The sequence below is a fragment of the Ekhidna sp. genome (genome assembly GCF_965227465.1).
Taxonomy (GTDB): Bacteria; Bacteroidota; Bacteroidia; order Cytophagales; family Cyclobacteriaceae; genus Ekhidna.
Window position 1 is genome coordinate 2,825,452 of the sequence record NZ_OZ245746.1, and the last position, 18,802, is coordinate 2,844,253.

Annotated in this window: 22 protein-coding genes; 10 read left to right on the plus strand and 12 right to left on the minus strand. The window is 40.4% G+C overall.

Annotated elements, in window-relative coordinates:
* Position 1: 1 nt before the first annotated feature.
* From ACO05G_RS12320 to ACO05G_RS12340, 5 genes are all read right to left on the minus strand, one after another.
* Complete coding sequence (locus ACO05G_RS12320) at positions 2 to 748, minus strand: helical backbone metal receptor (RefSeq protein WP_421763057.1); 747 nt, start codon at positions 746 to 748, stop codon at positions 2 to 4.
* A 2-nt stretch (positions 749 to 750) separates the two neighbouring features.
* Positions 751 to 1,203 (minus strand): hypothetical protein, encoded by a 453-nt coding sequence (locus ACO05G_RS12325; protein WP_421763058.1) that lies wholly within the window; start codon positions 1,201 to 1,203, stop codon positions 751 to 753.
* Positions 1,203 to 2,270, minus strand: coding sequence for a M42 family metallopeptidase (locus ACO05G_RS12330; RefSeq protein ID WP_348283759.1), 1,068 nt, complete (start codon positions 2,268 to 2,270; stop codon positions 1,203 to 1,205). The genes ACO05G_RS12325 and ACO05G_RS12330 overlap by 1 nt, the downstream gene beginning before the upstream one ends.
* Positions 2,271 to 2,273: 3 nt before the next feature.
* Positions 2,274 to 2,969 carry an SDR family oxidoreductase gene (locus ACO05G_RS12335; protein ID WP_421763059.1) on the minus strand — a complete coding sequence of 232 codons (696 nt, stop codon included), beginning with the start codon at positions 2,967 to 2,969 and terminating at the stop codon, positions 2,274 to 2,276.
* Positions 2,970 to 3,096: 127 nt separating this feature from the next.
* Positions 3,097 to 4,608 (minus strand): acyl-CoA carboxylase subunit beta, encoded by a 1,512-nt coding sequence (locus ACO05G_RS12340; RefSeq protein ID WP_421765716.1) that lies wholly within the window; start codon positions 4,606 to 4,608, stop codon positions 3,097 to 3,099.
* A gap of 256 nt (positions 4,609 to 4,864) precedes the next feature.
* Between ACO05G_RS12340 and ACO05G_RS12345 the strand changes: the two genes are divergently transcribed.
* The 6 genes from ACO05G_RS12345 (at position 4,865) to ACO05G_RS12370 (ending at position 9,053) form a co-directional block, all read left to right on the plus strand.
* On the plus strand, positions 4,865 to 5,794 hold the full coding sequence (locus tag ACO05G_RS12345) for an exopolyphosphatase (protein ID WP_421763060.1): 930 nt from the start codon (positions 4,865 to 4,867) through the stop codon (positions 5,792 to 5,794).
* Between the two features lie 31 nt (positions 5,795 to 5,825).
* The gene (locus tag ACO05G_RS12350; protein WP_421763061.1) at positions 5,826 to 6,902 is read left to right on the plus strand and encodes an Ldh family oxidoreductase; all 1,077 of its coding nucleotides are present in this window, start codon (positions 5,826 to 5,828) and stop codon (positions 6,900 to 6,902) included.
* Positions 6,903 to 6,955: 53 nt separating this feature from the next.
* Positions 6,956 to 7,711, plus strand: coding sequence for an ion transporter (locus ACO05G_RS12355; protein ID WP_421763062.1), 756 nt, complete (start codon positions 6,956 to 6,958; stop codon positions 7,709 to 7,711).
* The gene (locus ACO05G_RS12360) at positions 7,711 to 8,136 is read left to right on the plus strand and encodes a DUF1801 domain-containing protein (protein WP_421763063.1); all 426 of its coding nucleotides are present in this window, start codon (positions 7,711 to 7,713) and stop codon (positions 8,134 to 8,136) included. Before ACO05G_RS12355 ends, ACO05G_RS12360 begins: the two co-directional genes overlap by 1 nt.
* A complete protein-coding gene (locus ACO05G_RS12365) occupies positions 8,120 to 8,578 on the plus strand; it encodes a hypothetical protein (protein WP_421763064.1) in 459 nt (152 codons plus the stop codon). Before ACO05G_RS12360 ends, ACO05G_RS12365 begins: the two co-directional genes overlap by 17 nt.
* 118 nt (positions 8,579 to 8,696) lie before the next feature.
* On the plus strand, positions 8,697 to 9,053 hold the full coding sequence (locus ACO05G_RS12370) for a SiaC family regulatory phosphoprotein (protein ID WP_348283766.1): 357 nt from the start codon (positions 8,697 to 8,699) through the stop codon (positions 9,051 to 9,053).
* Here the strand turns inward: ACO05G_RS12370 and ACO05G_RS12375 are convergent.
* From ACO05G_RS12375 to ACO05G_RS12390, 4 genes are all read right to left on the minus strand, one after another.
* Positions 9,050 to 9,577 (minus strand): hypothetical protein, encoded by a 528-nt coding sequence (locus ACO05G_RS12375; RefSeq protein WP_421763065.1) that lies wholly within the window; start codon positions 9,575 to 9,577, stop codon positions 9,050 to 9,052. The genes ACO05G_RS12370 and ACO05G_RS12375 overlap by 4 nt on opposite strands.
* Entirely contained in the window at positions 9,577 to 9,879 is a 303-nt protein-coding gene (locus ACO05G_RS12380) for an FtsB family cell division protein (protein WP_348283768.1), read from the minus strand. The genes ACO05G_RS12375 and ACO05G_RS12380 overlap by 1 nt, the downstream gene beginning before the upstream one ends.
* Before the next feature lie 128 nt (positions 9,880 to 10,007).
* Entirely contained in the window at positions 10,008 to 10,433 is a 426-nt protein-coding gene (locus ACO05G_RS12385) for a type I restriction enzyme HsdR N-terminal domain-containing protein (protein WP_348283769.1), read from the minus strand.
* On the minus strand, positions 10,420 to 11,706 hold the full coding sequence (locus ACO05G_RS12390) for an MFS transporter (RefSeq protein ID WP_421763066.1): 1,287 nt from the start codon (positions 11,704 to 11,706) through the stop codon (positions 10,420 to 10,422). The genes ACO05G_RS12385 and ACO05G_RS12390 overlap by 14 nt, the downstream gene beginning before the upstream one ends.
* 70 nt (positions 11,707 to 11,776) lie before the next feature.
* Here ACO05G_RS12390 and ACO05G_RS12395 point away from each other — a divergent pair, with 70 nt between their 5' ends.
* The 3 genes from ACO05G_RS12395 to ACO05G_RS12405 are packed head-to-tail and all read left to right on the plus strand — an operon-like array spanning position 11,777 to position 13,923.
* A complete protein-coding gene (locus ACO05G_RS12395) occupies positions 11,777 to 12,706 on the plus strand; it encodes a succinylglutamate desuccinylase/aspartoacylase family protein (RefSeq protein ID WP_421763067.1) in 930 nt (309 codons plus the stop codon).
* The gene (locus ACO05G_RS12400) at positions 12,703 to 13,161 is read left to right on the plus strand and encodes an N-acetyltransferase (RefSeq protein ID WP_348283772.1); all 459 of its coding nucleotides are present in this window, start codon (positions 12,703 to 12,705) and stop codon (positions 13,159 to 13,161) included. The genes ACO05G_RS12395 and ACO05G_RS12400 overlap by 4 nt, the downstream gene beginning before the upstream one ends.
* A gap of 33 nt (positions 13,162 to 13,194) precedes the next feature.
* Positions 13,195 to 13,923 (plus strand): ankyrin repeat domain-containing protein, encoded by a 729-nt coding sequence (locus tag ACO05G_RS12405; RefSeq protein ID WP_421763068.1) that lies wholly within the window; start codon positions 13,195 to 13,197, stop codon positions 13,921 to 13,923.
* 1 nt (position 13,924) lies between these two features.
* Here the strand turns inward: ACO05G_RS12405 and ACO05G_RS12410 are convergent, their stop codons facing one another.
* Together ACO05G_RS12410 and ACO05G_RS12415 are read right to left on the minus strand one after the other, a co-directional pair.
* Entirely contained in the window at positions 13,925 to 15,409 is a 1,485-nt protein-coding gene (locus ACO05G_RS12410; protein WP_421763069.1) for an OmpA family protein, read from the minus strand.
* Positions 15,410 to 15,560: 151 nt separating this feature from the next.
* Positions 15,561 to 16,181 (minus strand): DNA-3-methyladenine glycosylase, encoded by a 621-nt coding sequence (locus tag ACO05G_RS12415; protein WP_348283775.1) that lies wholly within the window; start codon positions 16,179 to 16,181, stop codon positions 15,561 to 15,563.
* Positions 16,182 to 16,197: 16 nt separating this feature from the next.
* On the opposite strand from ACO05G_RS12415, the gene ACO05G_RS12420 reads away from it, so the two are divergent.
* Positions 16,198 to 17,061: a DUF2911 domain-containing protein gene (locus ACO05G_RS12420; RefSeq protein ID WP_421763070.1), complete on the plus strand. Its 864-nt coding sequence runs from the start codon at positions 16,198 to 16,200 to the stop codon at positions 17,059 to 17,061.
* Between the two features lie 32 nt (positions 17,062 to 17,093).
* Here the strand turns inward: ACO05G_RS12420 and ACO05G_RS12425 are convergent, their stop codons facing one another.
* Positions 17,094 to 18,800, minus strand: a complete 1,707-nt coding sequence (locus ACO05G_RS12425; RefSeq protein WP_421763071.1) for a sodium:solute symporter — start codon at positions 18,798 to 18,800, stop codon at positions 17,094 to 17,096.
* Positions 18,801 to 18,802 lie beyond the last annotated feature (2 nt).

Consider the following 18,802-nt stretch of genomic DNA (forward strand, 5'->3'; position numbering starts at 1 on the left):
ATCAATTCCAAAATCTCAACCGACTGCCATACCAGCTATACAGCTCACCATCAACCAACTCACATTGAGCAGCAGGGAACAGCTGTTTGGCATCTATCATATGTTCATCCCTAAAGGGGAATGGTTCCGAGCTGAATAAAATTTGATCTGGATTGAGCTTCGAGATATCATCTTCAGAAAGCTCAGGATACCGCTCTTCAGTTACAAGGTTTTCATAGCCCAGATGTGAAAGCATGTGATCTATAAATGTATTTTTTCCAGCAGCCATCCATGGGTTTTTCCAGATGAGGTAAACTACTCCACCAGACTTTGATTCTTTAACATTTTCAACCGCGAGTTGACAAGTCCTAAAGACTTCTTTAGCTCGCTCATCTTTTTCACAAATTTGTCCAAGGTTTTGCATCATTCCGAATGCATCATCTAGTGAATAGATATCACTCATCCAAACCGGGAATTCTTTTTCTAACTCTCTGATACCCTCTTGATAATTCTCCTCTTTGTTCCCTATAATTAGATCAGGCTTAAGGTTTCGAATGGCATCAAATCGGAAGTTTTTGGTTCCGCCTATTATCTGAATTTCTTCTACTTTGTCATTCGGATGAATGCAGAATTTAGTACGACCCACTACAGGAGCTCCGATATCAATCAAAAACTCTGTCTGAGAGGGTACTATAGAAATGATCCGACGAGGTGGAGAGACTATTTCCACCTCTCTCCCCATCTGATCAATATATGTTTTGGCATTCACTGTTAATGACCATGTCCTGCGTGAGAGCCACTCTCCAATCGCACAAATAGCTCTTCCATCAGAGATGTATTTTCACTTAAGGTGCTTTTGATTACCGGGACCTCACGATCTAGGAGAAAATAAGTCTTTAAAGAATCTATTTTTTGATCCCCAATAAATGTGGCTTGAAACAATTCTTCATCTGACTTATTAATGGCTAATTCAAAGTTGTGTTCCTCTATAAACTTGCTTTCAATCAGCGAAAATTTCAGCCGATTTTCATCTCGTTTTAAATCATAGAGCAAAAACTGATCTATGCTACTGAGATAGGTCATTGCCTTGTCTTCGCTTAACCATAACTCCATGTAGTCACCACTCTCAGCGTAGGTATACCATTTCCCAATTACCTTTCGCTCTTCACTGGACGAACAAGCTAAGAACAATGTAGAAATTGTGATAAAAAGCAGTCTTTTCATTATTTAAAATACGTAAAATCCTGACCGTCTTTGATTTGCGCTACTGTTTCATAAATAAGCTTAATCACATTCTCAACATCATCTTTATGCACAGTTTCTACTGTTGTATGCATGTATTTCAACGGAAGTGAAATCAACGCTGAAGCTACTCCGATATCGGAATACGCAAACGCATCTGTATCCGTACCTGTAGTTCTGGATGCTGCCATTCGCTGATATGGAATTTTATTCTTTTCAGCTACTTTGATGATCATATCTCTAACATTGTTTTGGACAGCTGGACCATAAGTAATAGCAGGTCCATTTCCTGCAGTCATATCTCCACTGGTGATTTTATCATACATCGGAGATTGCGTGTCATGAGTTACATCTGTAACGATTGCCACATTTGGCTTTATTCGTCTAGAGATCATTTCAGCTCCTCTGAGTCCAATTTCCTCCTGCACTGAATTCACCACATACAGCCCAAAAGGTAGTTTCACTTTATTTTCAGAAAGTCTTCGAACTACCTCAGCAATCATGAATCCTCCAGCCCGGTTGTCTAACGCTCTTCCAACAAAATATTTTTTATTCATCTCGAAGAGCTCGTCCTGGAAAGTAGCAACGGTACCTACATGGATACCCATTTTTTCTACCTCTTCTTTGCTCTCCGCTCCTACATCAATGCATATGTTTTTCAACGTAGGGTTATCCTCTTTGTCTTTTCTGACATGAATTGCCGGCCATCCAAAAACGCCCTTTACTATCCCTTTATCTGTGTGAAGATTTACCCGCATAGACGGTGCAATCTGATGATCAGATCCACCATTTCTCACTACGTAGATGTAGCCTTTATCCGTGATGTAGTTTACAAACCAGCTGATCTCATCGGCATGTGCTTCAATTACAACCTTGTATTTAGCTTCAGGATTGACCACTCCATAGACACTTCCGTACGTATCTACCTCGTAATCATCGACGTATGGCTTTATATAATCCAACCATATTTTTTGTCCCTCAGCTTCAAATCCGGTCGGTGAAGCATTGTTAAGGTATTTGAAAAGAAAATCTGTACTCTTTTTATCCATATTTTATATTGATTTGACAAGACCACCATCTATCAAAAAGTCTTGCCCTGTTATATATCCTGATTTATCACTAGCCAAAAAAGCTGCCAGTTCCCCTACCTCATCTGGCGTTCCTTGTCGCAACATTGGAATTTGCTTTATTGTTTCCGCATCTGCTTTGTAGCTGTCAATAAAGCCAGGTAGAATATTATTCATTCGAATATTTGAAGGTCCGTATTTGATAGCAAAAAGCTTAGTGAAAGAACTAAGCGCCGTTCTTGCTACCGAAGAAATAGGAAAACTAAGCGATGGCTCCTTGGCACCAAAAGTGGAGATATTAATAATAGAACCACCTCCACTCATATGGGGTACAACCAACCTAGACATGCGAACCACGTTCATAAGTGCCAGGTTAAGACCTTCACTCCATTGTTCATCTGTTAGCTCGAGTAACTCACCCTTTGGTGGATGTCCGGTGTTGTTGATGACAACATCAATTTGTCCGTACGTCTCTAAGGTGGCTTCAACCAATCGTGTCAGATCTTCCAAATTATCTGTGGAACCTTGCACGGCTATACCACCAAGTCTACTTGCCAGGTCATGTATTCCGGATGAACGAGACAGAATAGCCAGTTGATAACCTTCTGCGTGCAACTTTTCTGCGCATGCCTGTCCCATTCCTTTCGATGCGGCGGTAATTATTGCTGTTTTATTATTCATAATCTCAAACTATTGCTGTTGAGCATATTCATCCTTATTTGTGTCATCTCGAACGAATGTGAGAGATCTTCCACTAGTTTTAAGTAAGGATTTCTCCTGCGTCGAAATGACACCAAGAAGTATTTCGTTAAAGCGGAATATTACCATGCTTTTTCCTTGGCAACTTATCCACCTTATTCTCAAGCATTCTGAACGCACTGATCAATTTTGATCGAGTGTTATGCGGCATAATTACTTCATCTACAAAGCCACGAGCAGCAGCAATGTATGGATTAGCAAACTTCTCCGTGTACTCATTGATTTTCTCCTGATGCATTGCGTTTGGATCATCTGCTTTCTGAATTTCCTTTCTGAAAATAATCTCAGAAGCTCCCTGCGCACCCATCACGGCAATCTCGGCTGTTGGCCAGGCATAATTCATGTCCGCTCCTATATGTTTCGAATTCATTACATCGTAAGCTCCACCATACGCTTTTCTTGTTATCACGGAAATTCTTGGTACGGTAGCTTCACTAAATGCATAAAGCAGTTTGGCCCCATTTGTAATGATTCCATTCCATTCCTGATCCGTACCAGGCAAGAATCCGGGTACATCTACCAGTACCAGAAGCGGTACATTGAAACTGTCACAGAATCGAACAAATCGTCCTCCCTTTGTGCTGGAATGGATATCCAATACTCCGGCCATACTCATGGGCTGATTTGCTACAATTCCGATACTTCTTCCTGCTAGTCGAGCAAAACCGCAGATGATATTTTCCGCAAAATCTTTATGTACCTCTAAAAAAGAATCTGAATCAATTATCCCATTTATGACATCATGCATGTCGTATGGTTGATTGGGATTATCAGGCAACATACTATCCAATTCATTTCGCGTCTCATTCCCAAGATCGTATGCTAAACGTGGCGGCTCTTCCTCACAATTAGATGGGATGTAACTCATCAATTGTTTGATTTGACGTATACACTCAGCCTCATTCGCACAGGCAAAATGAGTAACCCCACTTTTGGAAGCATGTGTCTGAGCACCGCCAAGTTCCTCGCTTGTCACATCTTCCTGAGTCACCGTCTTCACAACATTGGGCCCAGTCACAAACATGTAGCTGCTTTGCTCCACCATAAAGATGAAATCGGTAATAGCAGGTGAGTAAACTGCGCCACCCGCACAAGGGCCTAGAATTGCAGAAATCTGAGGAATTACTCCAGAGGCCAACGTATTTCGATAGAATATATCTGCATAGCCACCTAACGAAACTACTCCCTCTTGAATTCTTGCACCACCTGAATCGTTGAGTCCAATCACTGGTGCTCCATTCTTCATGGCCATATCCATGATCTTAACAATCTTCTCGGCAAAAGTCTCAGAAAGAGATCCACCGAAAACCGTAAAATCCTGACTAAAAACATAAGTCAATCGACCATCGATGGTACCGTAACCGGTCACTACACCATCTCCTAAGATCTTCTGCTTTTCCATCCCAAAATCGGTAGCTCGATGCGTCACAAACTTTCCAATTTCTTCAAATGATCCTTCATCCAATAACAGGTCAATTCGCTCCCGCGCAGTGAGCTTCCCCTTTTCATGTTGTTTCGCAATTCGATCCTCGCCTCCACCCTTTAAGGCTTCCTCGTTCATAGATTCTAAGCGATCCACTTTTTCTGTGATACTTTGTATGTTGGTTGCGGTTTTAGGTTTTTCTGTGCTCATATTTCTATTGAAAGCGCCAAAGATAAAATACTCTTGAGAGTTACAGCTGTGCAATTTACGCTTGTTAGCAAACTACGCTTTATTTAGTGTCATTTTGTGTTTCAAATATGCTTTAAAGTCTTTTGAAGAAGTACCTAGTCAAATATTTATCTCTCAAATTATTCGGGTTAAATTGCGGCCTGCTATGAAAGTCGCTGTTATAGACCTGGGTACCAATACTTTCCACCTCTTGATCGCTCAAGTGGAAAAAGAGTCGCATGAGATCCTTCATCGTGAGCGGAAAGCTGTGAAAATTGGTGAGAAGGGAATCAATAGGGACGAAATAGCGCCGGAAGCATGGGGCCGTGCATTAAAAGCTTTGCATGAATTTAAATCAACAATAGATTCTCATAAGGTTGAAAAGATATTTGCCACAGCAACAAGTGCGATTCGAAATGCAACTAATGGCAAGGCGTTGGTCCATGAAATAAAAAATCTGACCGGAATTGAAATCGAAATAATTTCAGGAGACAGAGAAGCCGAACTCATTCACTTTGGAGCAAGCAAAGCACTAGACTTAGGAGTCAAGAGGAACCTGATCATGGATATTGGTGGTGGAAGCATCGAGTTCATCATTGCAGATCAGTCGAAAACATACTGGAGACAAAGCTTTGAAGTCGGTGGTCAAAGGTTAGTGGAGCGATTCCACAAGACCGATCCAATCACTCAGAAAGAGATTGACGATCTACACCTATTTTTTGACACTGAATTGGCTCCTCTTTTAAAAGCATGTGCTGAATTCAAACCAGAGACCCTAATTGGATGTTCAGGCACTTTCGATACGCTTAGTGACATCTATTGTGAGGAAAACGGAATTGAACGAAATGAGGATGCGACAGAGTATCCGTTTGGAAAAGATGCGTTCCAATGGATTTTTGAAAATCTTATCAAGAAAAACAGAATTGAACGTCTGGCCATACCCGGAATGATTGAAATGCGCGTGGATATGATTGTGGTGGCTTGTGTTTTAATCGATTATATTTTGGATAATTTATCTCTAAACTATATCCGCATCTCCGGATATGCATTGAAAGAAGGAATTCTTTTCAACGTACTAGATCAACTAAAATCGTAGTACATAATTCACAATGGGTTAATTTCGCCGCATGATTTTCTCAGCGGAAGAACTCAAACAATACGCAATAAGCGTATTTATAAAAATTGGCTGTCCGGAAAATGAAGCCAGGCAAGCTGCAGATGTGTTAGTAAGCGCCGACCTTCGTGGGGTTGATTCTCATGGGGTTGCTCGACTCTCAGGCTACATTCGTTTGCATGAAAAAAACAGACTTAATGCCACTCCAAAAATCACTACTGTCCACGAGACTCCTTCAACCGCCGTTGTAGACGGTGATCTTGGGTTAGGCCTGGTTGTTGGCCCCCACGCCATGAATCTGGCGATTGAAAAAGCAAAAAATGTAGGTTCAGGATGGGTCGCTGTAAAGAACTCGAACCATTACGGAATTGCCGGATACCATGCCATGATGGCACTGGAAGCAGACTGTATCGGTATTTCCCTGACCAATGCCAGCCCGCTGGTTTCTCCGACGTTTTCAAAAGAACGACTACTCGGCACGAACCCTATTTCCATCGCGATTCCAACAAAAAATCAGCCTCCATTTGTGCTGGACATGGCCACAACAACTGCAGCTAACGGCAAACTGGAAGTCTTGCAACGAAAGGGAATGGATGCACCGGAAGGGTGGCTTCAGGATAAAAAAGGTCATATCACTACGGATGCAAAAGGATTGATCAATGGAGGATCCATGCGACCGCTAGGCGGAGATCGAGAGCATGGCTCTCATAAAGGCTATGCGCTTGGTGCTGTTGTCGATATACTTTCGGCTGTATTATCAGGAGCCAATTATGGTCCTTGGGTACCTCCTTTTGTAGCATTTATAGATCCGGCTCCTAATCCGGTAGGCGAAGGATTGGGACATTTCTTTGGCGCTATGCGGATCGATGCATTCCGTGATGGAGAGGAATTTAAATCCCACATGGACAACTGGATTGAACGATTCAGGGGTTCGGAAACGGTGAATGCACATGAAAAAGTACTGATACCAGGTGATCCTGAACGGGTAATGACAGCCGAGCGACTGAAGAATGGGATTCATTTATTGGATCCTGTGGTAAGAGATCTTAGAGAATTGGGCGAGAAGTTGGGTGTTGAGATAATTAAATAGGGATAGACGCTACCAACCAAATTCAACAATACTCATTAGCTTTATCCAGCTGTATGAGAAGTACGATCTATAGAATAATTGAACCCTCCAAAAAGAAGAATGGAGCTAGTCATTATTTTGACATATTTATCATAATTCTGATTCTTTTAAACGTATTAGCTATCATACTGGAATCGGAAGAATCTTTAAGGACTATTTATAGACCTGTTTTCAGACAATTTGAAATCTTTTCTGTAATTGTTTTCAGTATAGAATATCTATTAAGGGTATGGACTGCCACAGAAAAAGTAAAATATTCGAGACCAATAATAGGAAGGTTAAGGTTTATGACTACCCCTATTGCATTGATAGACTTGTTTGCCATACTGCCCTTTTATCTCCCTTTCATTGGAATTGATTTAAGATTCCTGCGGATAATGCGGCTATTTAGAGTTTTTAGAATTCTAAAGATGGCTAGGTATTCAAAGGCCTTTGACTTAATTCAAAAAGTATTGAAGGAGAAAAAAGAAGAACTAGTGATCACATTGGGTTTAATTTCCATTATCCTGGTAATAATCTCAACACTCATGTATTATGTTGAAAGAGATGCTCAGCCCGAACACTTTTCAAGTATATCAAAATCAATCTGGTGGGGTATAGTCACTTTAACAACAGTTGGCTATGGTGATATTTATCCTATAACTCGATTGGGCAAATTCCTTGGAGGTATCATAACTTTAATGAGTGTTGGACTCATCGCTTTACCCTCAGGAATAATTGCATCTGGCTATACGGAACAAATTTTAGAAAGAAAGAGAAAAAGAAACTAATGGCAGAGCTTAAAACCAAACCCAACAATCTAAGTGTCGAAGCATTTATTGACTCAATAGAGCCGGAATGGAAACGAGACGATGCGCGTGAATTATTGAAACTGATCACAAAAATATCCGGTGAAAAACCGGTCATGTGGGGCGATTCGATTGTAGGCTTTGGCAACTATCACTACAAATACGATAGCGGACGTGAGGGAGATTGGTTTTTGGCAGGATTCTCTCCGCGCAAAACCAGTATGACCATTTATGTAATGGGAGGTTTTGAAGGGCAGGAGGCACTTTTGGGGAAATTGGGGAAACACAAAAAAAGTGTAGGTTGTCTTTATATTAAAAAACTCGCAGACATAGACCTTGGCATACTTGAAAAAATGACAGAAAAGTCTATTGAAATGTTGAAGAAACGATATGCGGATTATAATTAGCTTTTTTGTTCTTATCTCAGCATTTCTTTCATTTTCGCAGCGTGTTTCATTCGAAGATCCGGATCTGACTTTCAGTTTTAAGAAACCTAAAAGCTGGCAGGTAATTGATACAGGATATGAAGTGAAGGTATTTCCGTCGGTTAAAGACTCCAGTTCAACCTATCTTATAATTACCTATTTCGAAGATGCCCAACCATTTGGGGCCTTTAACATTGGACAATCTGCAAAGACGCAAGAGCTAGTCAAAACATTAGATTTTAAGATTGCAAAAGTCTCAGCTAAGTACTCAACTCAAATTTCAGAAGGGCTCTTAAAAACAAATTATCGGTTCTATAAATTGGGTCAAAGGTTCGAACTAAGGACTTCACATTTACAAATGAATAATCGCAAAGCAGCTCGTGCCTTAAAGCGAATCATCCGCTCAATCAGGGTAGTTGAATAAGCAGACATTTAACGATAGACAGTACCACTTCAACGACGATTGGGTTTAGCTTAACTAATCATAAAAACTTCAACATTTCCCGCCAGTTAAACTTAATATCACCTTACTGTTTAACCTGATGGACTACTTTAAAAAAGCCACCCGGACCATGCCGGCAATCATCATGGATTCATCCACTAAATCCGCTCTTGTAAAAGGTATATCAATCAGTGATGATTGGTCTTCCTACCAGCAAATCCTTACTGAGATAAAGCAAAATTTGCAAAGGCGTATCTACAATGACTTTAATTTTCAGCTTAAAGTTTTTAATACCAAGTCAGCAAAACTATTACTAGAGATATTTAGGGAAATCAAAAAAAGCAAACACCCAATATCAATTCATTGGTTATATGATCAAAAGGACGCTGAAATGCGGGAGATGGGAATGGATTACAGTGAGTTGTTAGGGATGGACTTTATCGTGTCTCCCAACTAAAAAATACCTATTCCAAGACCTGCGCGCAGAACCCAAGGGCTATTATAAGGGCGTGGAGTTTCACTTTCATCGTAGAGCACATTGTACAGCGCCATGACATTAAAAGAGGCTCGATCACTTATTTGCTCCGAATAGCCTGCCCCTACAAGTAAACTATTAAAAGCTGATTTTTCTGTTCGCTCCGGTGAAAAAGATGTGAAATACTCAAAAGTTAATCGCTCAAATTCTGCATATCCAAAAAACTGGTCTGTTACGTTAAAGCGATTAAAAACACTCCAACCGAAGTTAGATAAAGAAGCGTCCACAGGCCGCTTTATTTTTACATACTGGTAGATAATGCCAATACCTGCAGAATGGCGGTCAGTTATTTTGTAGCCGATCTGCGGAAAGATGCTAATGTTTGTCTGGTTAGCACTCGTACTGAATCCTCCCCCTCCTCCATAGTATATTTTATCAGAAAGCTGGTTTTGGGCAAAAGAACAGCATACAAAACTTAAAAGTAGTATGGTAAAAAAAGATCTCATTAGTCCCCTTTAACGACAATAAACAGGTCCTCGTTTTCTTTTTTCATGAGGTATTTTTCACGTGCCATTTTCTCTAGAAGATCAGGATTGTTATTTAGAGCAGCCTGATCATTTTTCACTTGAAGGATTCGCTCCTGATAAAAGCTTTTTGCTTTGATTAATTCACTCTTTTTCCCAGATAGACTCGCTTGCATGAATAAATCATTGCTGTCTACAAATGCCAACCATACAATAAAAAAAAGTATGGATAGAAAATAGAAATTCTTAAAAAAAGACGGAATACGATCTAATAAATGCTTCATCTGCTTTGAATTTTTGTGGGTGGTTTGTATTTCAAAGCTTAGCAGATCAATACAAATGTAACGAGAAACAACCAGTTTTTGATAAGCAATTCACGCTGAAATGTATTAATAATGTCTAATTGTATTAATCACTTGTAATCAGGAAACAGTCTGATTTGCTGAAAACCTTTAACCGTTTTTGCCCAGATAAAATGATTCAATCCATTGGTGATAGCGAGGTACTTGGCATCAAGAACCTTATTATAAGCAGAAACCTGCCCAAGTACTTTCTGATTAAGTTTTATAGTTGGTGCTTTGCACTCAACTAATAAAAACACTCCTCCCTCTTTATTCAAAATCGTAATGTCTGATCGCTTTTGATTTTTGAAATAACTCAGCGAATGCTCCAACTTGAAAAGGCCTTTTGGATAGTCTAGATGACTTATCAATAAATTTATAAAGTGCTGGCGCACCCATTCTTCAGCTGTCAATACAATCCATTTTTTCCGAATGAGACAGAAAATTTTATTCCCATTTAGATGGTAATCGTAATCAGGTAGCTTAAGTGGGTGCATTCTTCAACTTCACTTGAGATAGAAAAATGATGCCAATAATAAAGAAAGATGCCAGCGCCAAAGTGCTGTTTCGCATACTTCCAGTAACCTGCTCAATGTAGCCATAGACAAAGGTCCCAAAGACAATGGATACATTGTAAGTGACATCATAAAAGCTAAAAAATGATGCTGTATCAACAGTATCCTGTGGCATAATTTTAGAATAAGTAGCTCTTGAAAGGGATTGTATGCCACCCATCACCAAGCCTACAATTGCCGCCAGCGCGAAGAATTCCAGCTCTTGATCCACAAAGTATGCACCTAAACAGCATCCAATCCAGATGACAATTTGAATGAGTAGCGACTTGATGTTTCCCAGCTTTTTGGAAACATAAGCAAAAAGATAAGCGCCTCCTATTGCCACAAACTGAATAAGCAAAACAGTCATAATTAGCTTGGATGCCTCCATTTTTAGTTCCTTGGAACCGAAGGTAGCAGCCAAATACATTACCGTCTGAACGCCCATATTGTAGAAAAAAAAGGCCAGCAAAAACTTCCGCATACCCGTCATTTCCTTCAGCTGCATCCATACTTTTCGTAACTCCCTGTATCCATTAGTGAGGTAATGTCCTTCAGGTTTTCTACCATGTGGATTTTCCGGGAGTTTCGAGATCGCGTAAAGGGAAAACCCTATCCACCAGACTCCTACAGTTAGAAATGCAGCTCTGGAGGCTACTCCTGCATCTGCAAATCCAAAGGTATCTGGCATCTGAACCATCACCAGATTGACTACCAACAATATCACACTACCAATGTATCCATAAGAATAACCTCTGGCACTCACAATATCTCGCTTATCCTCCGTGACGATTTCACTTAGGAATGCGTCATAGAAAACAAGACTGCCCGAGTACCCAACACTGGCAAAAATTGAGCAAAGGATTCCCCACTCCACATTTTCTCCTGTAAAGAAGAACAGGCCTATGCAGGAAAAAGAGCCAATAAACATAAACATCTTTAGAAAGAACTTCTTCTTGCCCGCGTAATCTGCTATTCCCGATAAAATTGGTAGAACTACAGCCACCAATAAGAAGGAAAGCGAGAGGGCATATGAATACAAAACTGAATTCACAATCTCAAATCCAAATGCGTTAATTCTATCTCCACCATTTGCATTAACAGCCACATTTTGAAAATAAATGGGGAAAATGGCTGAAGTGATGGTAAGTGAATAGACAGAGTTGGCCCAGTCGTACATACACCAGGCGTTGATGATTTTTTTGTCGTTAAGCATGCAAAATCGTGTTGATGTGGCAATATAATGAATGCTACATTGACTACTTTTAGTCAAATCAAATTAGAACATGGACTTCAACCTAAAGCCTGAAAAACTACACCGACAAAACATTCCAACAGCAAGACTCCCTTCTGGAACAGTGATTGAGATTCCCATCTTCTCCTATGAAGCAAAAAAGAAAGGTCCGACGCTACTATTGATGGCTGGGATGCACGGCGATGAAATAAATGGGGTAGAAATCATGAGAAGAATCATCAGCCAGAAACTTTATAAGGTATCTGCCGGTCGCGTCATCTTAATTCCCATTTTCAATGTGTTTGGCTTTATAAACTTTAGCCGGGAAGTCCCGGACGGAAAAGATGTTAACAGGTCTTTCCCAGGAACAAAAAATGGCTCCCTGGCAAGCCAGTTTGCTTATTTTCTTACGGATGAAGTTCTTCCACATGTAGACTTTGGAATAGATTTTCATACAGGTGGTAAATTGATTAATAATTATCCGCAGGTCAGAGCGATGCTGGATGATGAAAAGAATGAATCTTTAGCCAGGGCTTTTGCATCCCCCTTCGTTATCAACTCACCTTTTCGGGATAGATCACTAAGAAAGGCAGCAGGAAAACTTGGTAAAAGTATGCTGGTATATGAGGCCGGTGAATCATTAAAGCTAAGAAAACCGGCTATTGATGAGGGAATTGCAGGAATGCTACGAGTAATGAAACATCTCGGGTTGATTGAAACAGCACCAGAGCCTAAAAAAAACTCGATCATTATCGGAAAATCAAGCTGGTCCAGAGCGAGCAGAGCAGGATTGCATTATGCTCAGGCGCGAAATGGAGCATTTGTCAAAAAAGGAGAAGTTCTGGGTGTCATTTCTGATCCTTATGGCGATTATGAACGCCCGATAAAAGCTACGCATGATTGCTATGTATTGAGTATCAATAATAATCCAGTCGTCAATCGTGGAGACGCACTATTTCATACAGGCATAGCAGCTGAATGATTGCTAAACTTGATCATAAAGACGAGCAAGTCGCATTGCGAATAAGGAAAGTATTTCAGGCTTCATATGCGGTAGAAGCTAAACTTCTGGGTGCTGAAAACAACTTTCCTCCACTTAAAAGGCCGCTATCAGGGTTTTTAAATGCAGAGACTGAATTTTACGGCTATCAGAAGGGTGAGCATATTGCTGGTGTCATAGAAATAAAAGCAGAGGCTGAGAAAATCCATATTCAGAGTCTTGTGGTTAGTCCTGATTTTTTCAGGCAAGGGATAGCCAGTGAATTACTGATTTTTTTATTTCACAACTTTCAATCTGAAGAATATACGGTAGAAACCGGAGCAGCAAATGGGCCGGCCATTGCACTTTATGAGCGATTTGGATTTAAACAAGTAAAACAGTGGATGACAGAGGTCGGAATAGAAAAAGTTGCTTTTGTGAAAGTATTTGAACCCTAAGCATTTCAGTTACTAATTCAGTAAATTAGTTATGTGGACGCACAAGAAATAATAAGAGATATCAGTAGAGGACGTACTGATTTTATATTTAAACTTCTCGAAAAATCAAATTGGAAAGAGCTACTTCATGAAGGTCACGTTAAACCATTGCAGTGGCTTGTTTATTATAACGATACCACCGCGCTTAAACTAGTATTAAATGCAGGTGGAGATTTATCTTCTATTAACGTAAATGATGAATTGGGTAATGCTGCTTTTTTCGGTCACTGGAAAGTTTGTGATTTCCTAATTAAGCACGGGGCAGATGTGAACTATCATGTAGATAAAACTAATGAGACTCCCTTGCACAATGCGCTGGCGAAAGCCGGGCGCCCGTACTATTTCTACGTAATAAAACTATTGGTTGATAATGGTGCTGACGTAAACGGTATAACGATTCCTGGTCTAGAAACAGGTGCATTTATGAGGGATGTAAGAACCAGGGGGGAAACACCACTTCACCGGGCTGCAGCATATGCTGACGACCGGATTATTAGATTTTTGTTGGACCATGGCGCGAATAAAGAGGCGCAGGATGCTCACGGGGATACTCCACTCAGTTGGGCGAGTCAACATCTTCGTCCTGGATCTATTTTACGTCTGTTGGCTCATGGTAATCATACTATCAGCAAAAAACACGAAGAAATAAATACAAGTGATCACGGAAATGGATGGGGAACTGGAATGGATTGGAATCTAATAGGTGATTACTTACCTGAATAAACTAATCAGCCACTACTTCGAACTCTACTCGCCTGTTAAGCTTCCGTGTTTCTTCCGTTTCATTACTTGCAATAGGCTCATTGCCTCCATATCCTTTACCGGTTACTCGATAAGGGCTTATTCCTTGTGCAAGGATGTATGCTTTTACCGCTTTAACCCGTGCTTCCGAAAGTTGAACATTCCTAACAGGATCTCCCGTATTATCCGTGTGACCCTTAAGTAAAATTTTAATCTTCGGATTATCATTCATGACTTCCACTACAAGATCTAGTTCGTTCTCAGATCCTGCTATCATGTCCGCAGTTCCACGATGGAACAACACGTGATCCAGCGTAATTATACTTCCTTTCTTTACCGAAGATAAGGCAATGATATTCTCGCCTACTTTTAATTGATCATCCAAAACAATAATTTTTGGCAAGTAGCCTGCAGCTTTTATTTCGACTTCCTCACCAGTTAGTGAATCGATAGTAAACACTCCATTGGCTCTTACTAACGTATCATACCTCGTGATTAATTCTGAGGCTAATACTTCCTGAGTATTTCCATCTACCACCTTCAGTGTAACAAGCGTTGGTTCCTCAGGTTGTGGTATTTGCACAACAACCAATGGCTTCTCGTAACTAACAGAGTCTTCCGCAATGTCCTCTTTGAACTCGATCCGAATGATATCCCCATATCCATCACTGTCCTGTGAACTGATGTAATAAGCCCATTGAGCCCCATCTCTATAAGCAAATGAAGTCTCAGATCCACTGGTATTTACCATAGGCCCAAGGTTTACGGGCTCACTCCAATTACGCCATGAATTATCCTGACGAACGGTGTAAAAGAGGTCAAAACTGCCTTCGCCTCCACGTCCATTAGTTGCGAAAAATAAGGTCTTATTATCCTCGGCCAGAAAAGGGGTCACTTCCTGAAAGGGCGTATTTAATTGCAAGCCCAGATTTTTTGCACTCCCCCAACTCCCATCAAAGTTGCGACGAACTACATAAAGATCTTCTACACCATAGGTATGATTGGATTCCATGCTGAGTATCATGAATTTCCCGTCCATAGAAATACAACCGCTTTGTACCGGAGACCTATTCTTAAAGAAGGGTATTTCCACAGGTTGTGGCTTCATATTGACCGATTTTGTGCGATAAACCCCGCCTTTATAAACACCTAATTCGAAAATCACTTTATTGAAATAAATCCACTCATCGGAAAAACCGATTGGACTCACCATACCAGGTGTATCCAGCCAATCTGTAAATAGGATTACCTCCTGACCATTGATATTTTCCTTGTCAATAAAAGAATCTGACAAACCACTCCGATCCTGAGTGAAGGCCATTCTTTCGGAAGCTGGGTCAAGCGTTAGGTAGTTCTGTCCATAGTGTGTATTCAATGAATCTACAGGTGAGCCACTGCTTTCAAAAGTGATTTGAGCAATAGTCCTAAGGCTAAAGAGAACTAAAAATAAAAATATTGAACTTTTCAACTATTTAATTTAATTTTTTTGTGAATTTTATTTGATAATATAAATATCCTTATATATTATTGTACTTGTAAAGTTTCTCTATTGGTTAGTTGGTGACAAAGCTAAACTGCTAGTGAATTATTTGAAGTCCGGTATGGTTAGCCGGACTTTTTTATTTTACTGATTTACTTACAAACTTATTACCTTCAATCACAAACCTCCATAGTTTTAACGCATCTTCTTCAGCATACTCAACCCCAATACGTGTATCTGATAAAATCTTGAAATTATTGTCTGTATTGCTCTCTCCTATCCATATCTTATCTGAAAGCAGATCATGTCCAGTCATTTTTACATGAATACCCATTGCCTGGCTTAATGTTCCAGGACCGGAGGCCAGCTTAGCGTTGGTGAATTTCCTTCGCTCTTTCATTATTTCCATTCCCTCCAGGGGTTCCAGCGCTCTAATTAGTACAGCATCTGCTTGTCCATCTTTATTCGTTACCACATTTAAGAGGTGATGAATGCCATAACACAGATACACATAGGCTCTCCCACCCTCACCATACATAACCTCCGTACGCGGTGTTCGCTTTCCATTTGCATGGCATGCTTTGTCTCCCCTGCCACAATAGGCTTCTGTTTCGACAATTTTACCAGCAGTAAATAGCCCCCCTATGTTCGTTATAAGTACCTTGCCCAAAAGATCTTGTGCGATTTGCACAACATCTTCTCTCAGATAAAACGATCTTGGGAGTTTTTCGTAAACGGATGTATTAATTTCGAAAACCATAAAACCTTAAAACAACATGAAAAGAATCACAAATCTAATCGCACTATGCGTTTTGATCACATTTGGCGCAACTGCACAGATTAATACTCCTCAGCCTAGCCCGGCAGGCTCTGTGAGCTCAACTGTAGGCTTAACTGATGTTTCCATTGATTATTTTAGACCTGGTAAGAAAGGAAGAACAATTTTTGGAGAGGGGCCTGATGTGCTAGTACCTAATGGCCAAATCTGGAGGACTGGAGCAAATGCAGGAACTATCATAAACTTTAGTACAGATGTAAAAGTAGCCGGACAAGATGTAAAGGCTGGAAAGTACCAAATTGTATCCATGCCTGGAGCTGATGAATGGAAAGTTATGCTTCATACGGAAATGATTGGGGGAAACATGGGTAACTATAAGGAAGAAAATGTGGCCGCAACAGCTACTGTAAAGCCTACCAAACTTAGTAACACTGTTGAGTCTATGACATTTCAGATTACTGACATCAGTGCGGATAACACTTCAGCAAACATTGAACTTTCGTGGGAAAATACTTCGGTTAAAATCCCTGTAACAGTAAACTTTCATGATGCAGTAATGAAAGACATTGCTGCTAAGACCCAGGTAAATCCTCAGAATTACGTTGCTGCTGCTAACTATTATTTGAATTCTGGAGAAAATCTAGATAAAGCATTGGAGTGGATGAACATGTACTTATCTATAGGAGAAAATTCGGCACAGTTCTGGAACATTCACACAAAAGCTCAAATATTAGCTAAGCTTGGTAAGAAGAAAGAAGCTATTGCAGCCGCTCAAGAGTCAATGGAAAAAGCGAAAAACTGGGAAGGCGGGGATTTCGGATACATCAAAAGAAACGAAGACTTAATTGCTTCATTGAAGTAATTATAAACCAAGTAAGATTAAAAAGCGTGGGCTCAGCTCACGCTTTTTTTATGTCCAATCAATTGCTGAAGGATCAAACTCAAAATGATGGTGCTGCCACAACCTATCACATTATACCACAAGTAGCTAAGTGAGAATACACCAGCTTCTGTCATGAAATGAACAATAATAACGCCCGTTTGTGCAATTAAAGCGGAAATGAAAACTGCATTCCCCATCACACGCTTAAAGAAAAAAGCTACTAAAAATATTCCTAAAACAGTTCCGTAAAAAATTGACCCGATAATATTTACCGCCTCTATCAGGTTCTCAGAGTTCTTGGCAAGAATAGCAAACAAAATCGCCAGCACTCCCCATCCAAAGGTCATTAGCTTAGATGTATTTAAGTAATGATGAGGCGATCCATCTTTTTTAATGGCACGCTTATAAAAATCAACGGAGGTTGTAGATGCCAATGCATTGAGCTCTGAAGAGGTAGAGGACATAGCCGCTGAAAAAATAACTGCTATTAACAGGCCAATCAAACCATGAGGCAGGTAGGTGATGATAAATGTGAGAAAAACATAATCAGAATCTTTGGTTTCCAACGTTTCATCAGCCTTTAAAATAACCTCTTTGGCCTGCTGCCTTATCTGCACCGACCTTGCATCTGCCTCTTTCAGCTGAGTCGCAAAATTCGAACGCTGTTCATCCGTTAAAGATTCTTTTGCCAGATTCTCAGCAGCTACTCTCCGCGCACTCAAAATCTCATCATATTGTTGATTAAGAGCTTCAAAATCACCTGCATAAGCAGAATTTTCAACAATATCGACTGAAGCCTCTTTGAAGTGAATGGGTGGATTATAGAATATGAAAAATACATACACCATAACTCCTACGAACAGAATAAAAAATTGCATCGGAATTTTCAGAATGGCATTGAACATCAGCCCCATCCTACTCTCTGCCGCGCTTGTTCCTCCTAAATATCTTTGAACCTGCGACTGATCGGTACCAAAGTATGAAAGTGCTAAGAAGAAACCACCTGTAAGGCCCGACCATATGGTGTAACGCTCTCCAGCATCTGTGCTAAAGTTTACAGCTTCCAACTTCCCGAGATTACCTGCAATCTCCAGTGCTCCGCTAAAAGTTGTATGATCATTTATGTATCCAATAATCATAAAAAAGGCTGCAAACATACCAGCCATTATAACCGCCATTTGCTGTTTCTGTGTAATAGAAACCGCTTTAGTTCCACCGGATACGGTATAAATAATCACCAGGATACCCGTCCCAAGTATTGTGATGGTTAAGTCCCAATGAAGTATCGAGGAAATGATAATTGCAGGTGCATAAATCGTAATTCCTGCGGCTAAGCCACGTTGAATAAGGAAAAGAGCTGCCCCTAAGTATCGGGTTTTTAGATCAAAACGTTTCTCCAAAAACTCGTACGCAGTATATACTTTCAAACGATAGAATATGGGAATGAAGACTGCAGATACAACAATCAAGGCAATCGGCAAGCCAAAGTAATTTTGAACAAAACCCATCCCACTTTCATATGCCTGACCTGGGGTGGAAATGAAAGTAATAGCACTCGCTTGTGTAGCCATCACCGAGAGTCCTATCGTCCCCCACTTCATAGAGTTTCCTCCCAGAAGGTATCCTTCTATATCTTTTTGCCCTCTCGTTTTGTAAACGCCATAGGCCACAATAAATAACAGTGTGCCAAATAGCACAATCAGGTCGAGGGTATTCATGC

What these genes read in the sequence shown, in the direction of transcription:
- ACO05G_RS12325 (WP_421763058.1), bottom strand. Translation starts at nt 1,203, where the DNA reads ATGAAAAGACTGCTTTTTATCACAATTTCTACATTGTTCTTAGCTTGT.
- ACO05G_RS12330 (WP_348283759.1), bottom strand. Translation starts at nt 2,270, where the DNA reads ATGGATAAAAAGAGTACAGATTTTCTTTTCAAATACCTTAACAATGCT.
- ACO05G_RS12335 (WP_421763059.1), bottom strand. Translation starts at nt 2,969, where the DNA reads ATGAATAATAAAACAGCAATAATTACCGCCGCATCGAAAGGAATGGGA.
- ACO05G_RS12340 (WP_421765716.1), bottom strand. Translation starts at nt 4,608, where the DNA reads ATGAACGAGGAAGCCTTAAAGGGTGGAGGCGAGGATCGAATTGCGAAA.
- ACO05G_RS12345 (WP_421763060.1), top strand. Translation starts at nt 4,865, where the DNA reads ATGAAAGTCGCTGTTATAGACCTGGGTACCAATACTTTCCACCTCTTG.
- ACO05G_RS12350 (WP_421763061.1), top strand. Translation starts at nt 5,826, where the DNA reads ATGATTTTCTCAGCGGAAGAACTCAAACAATACGCAATAAGCGTATTT.
- ACO05G_RS12355 (WP_421763062.1), top strand. Translation starts at nt 6,956, where the DNA reads ATGAGAAGTACGATCTATAGAATAATTGAACCCTCCAAAAAGAAGAAT.
- ACO05G_RS12360 (WP_421763063.1), top strand. Translation starts at nt 7,711, where the DNA reads ATGGCAGAGCTTAAAACCAAACCCAACAATCTAAGTGTCGAAGCATTT.
- ACO05G_RS12365 (WP_421763064.1), top strand. Translation starts at nt 8,120, where the DNA reads ATGCGGATTATAATTAGCTTTTTTGTTCTTATCTCAGCATTTCTTTCA.
- ACO05G_RS12370 (WP_348283766.1), top strand. Translation starts at nt 8,697, where the DNA reads ATGGACTACTTTAAAAAAGCCACCCGGACCATGCCGGCAATCATCATG.
- ACO05G_RS12375 (WP_421763065.1), bottom strand. Translation starts at nt 9,577, where the DNA reads ATGAGATCTTTTTTTACCATACTACTTTTAAGTTTTGTATGCTGTTCT.
- ACO05G_RS12380 (WP_348283768.1), bottom strand. Translation starts at nt 9,879, where the DNA reads ATGAAGCATTTATTAGATCGTATTCCGTCTTTTTTTAAGAATTTCTAT.
- ACO05G_RS12385 (WP_348283769.1), bottom strand. Translation starts at nt 10,433, where the DNA reads ATGCACCCACTTAAGCTACCTGATTACGATTACCATCTAAATGGGAAT.
- ACO05G_RS12390 (WP_421763066.1), bottom strand. Translation starts at nt 11,706, where the DNA reads ATGCTTAACGACAAAAAAATCATCAACGCCTGGTGTATGTACGACTGG.
- ACO05G_RS12395 (WP_421763067.1), top strand. Translation starts at nt 11,777, where the DNA reads ATGGACTTCAACCTAAAGCCTGAAAAACTACACCGACAAAACATTCCA.
- ACO05G_RS12400 (WP_348283772.1), top strand. Translation starts at nt 12,703, where the DNA reads ATGATTGCTAAACTTGATCATAAAGACGAGCAAGTCGCATTGCGAATA.
- ACO05G_RS12415 (WP_348283775.1), bottom strand. Translation starts at nt 16,181, where the DNA reads ATGGTTTTCGAAATTAATACATCCGTTTACGAAAAACTCCCAAGATCG.
- ACO05G_RS12420 (WP_421763070.1), top strand. Translation starts at nt 16,198, where the DNA reads ATGAAAAGAATCACAAATCTAATCGCACTATGCGTTTTGATCACATTT.
- ACO05G_RS12425 (WP_421763071.1), bottom strand. Translation starts at nt 18,800, where the DNA reads ATGAATACCCTCGACCTGATTGTGCTATTTGGCACACTGTTATTTATT.